This is a genomic window from Gordonia sp. 852002-10350_SCH5691597, assembly GCF_001665715.1.
Classification (GTDB): Bacteria; Actinomycetota; Actinomycetes; order Mycobacteriales; family Mycobacteriaceae; genus Gordonia; species Gordonia sputi.
The window spans coordinates 1-1,099 of sequence record NZ_LZMO01000224.1 but is presented as its reverse complement, the minus strand read 5'-3'; the positions used below and the strand labels follow the sequence as shown (position 1 = coordinate 1,099).

Sequence of the window (1,099 nt, the reverse complement as noted above, 5' to 3'; positions counted from 1 at the left end):
GAGGCTTCCGCCAGGACACCTGTTTCGTGTTGAGGTGTTCAATGTGCAACAGCACACAGATCGACAGCCTGCGGCATAAAGAAACGCCGCCCGTGCAGGAACACGGACGGCGCAAACAACGAGATAGGAGTCTCAATGCAAGGCCAGAATACCGCAATCGAGGTCCGAGTCCCAGGATCGGGACTTCCGCTCTACACAGATGGCAAGTCGCTCGTCGCACTCAAGCCGATTGCCGACTACTTCGGACTCGACTGGGCGGGGCAGTTCACGAAGCTCAAGTCGAAGTCGTGGGCAACCATTGGGAAATTCTCAACGGTTGCCGCCGATGGCAAGACGCGCGAAATGACCGCTGGCGATCGCAAGACCCTGACTATGTGGCTTGCCACGCTCGATGAGAACCGGGTCCGCGTCGACAAGCGCGACGAACTGATCGCCTATCAGTCTGAAGCCGCCGACGCTCTCGACAAGTTCTTCCACGAGGGAGTCGCCATCAGCCCCCGTGCCACCGAGCACCAACTCAACGCGGCCATCTTCCAGGCTCGCGCACAGATGGAGTTGTGCCAGGCCGCGCAGGGACTCATCCACCCCGATCACCTCGAAGCCAAGGCGCGAGTGATCCTCGCGCGCGGCATGGGCGAGAATGCGCAGCTCGACCAGCAGGCGCGACCGCTCTATACCGCTGACTTCCTCAAGGGGAAGAACCTCAGCGCGAAGCGGACCAAGAGTGTTTCCGGCGTGTTCGGGAAGCGATGCAAGGCCGCGTATATCGACCTGCATGGCGTTGAGCCGCAACGGTATCCGCTCACACTCTCGAACGGTCAGACGCGCGACGTCCTCGCCTACACCGAAGCCGATCGCGAACTTCTCGAATCGGTGTGGCAGCAGTACTACGCCGAGCCAACACAGCTGGAGGTCGAGGCATGAACGACTTCCCGGTGTTTGATTCCCCGAGGACTAATCCACACGACCAGCGGCATGTCCATCATGAAGCCGATGTGACCATGCGTGTCGACGCGACCGACGAGTGGATCACCGTCCCATTGCGCACGGTGTTCACCGACGACGGGCTGTCCGGATGGTCGTTCGAGATTGGCCCGTA

General features: G+C 60.7%; 1 protein-coding gene. It reads left to right on the top strand.

Annotated elements, in window-relative coordinates; genetic code table 11:
• The first annotated feature begins 135 nt into the window (after positions 1-135).
• The gene (locus A5777_RS16420) at positions 136-924 is read left to right on the top strand and encodes a phage antirepressor N-terminal domain-containing protein (RefSeq protein WP_064863464.1); all 789 of its coding nucleotides are present in this window, start codon (positions 136-138) and stop codon (positions 922-924) included.
• Positions 925-1,099: the final 175 nt, after the last annotated feature.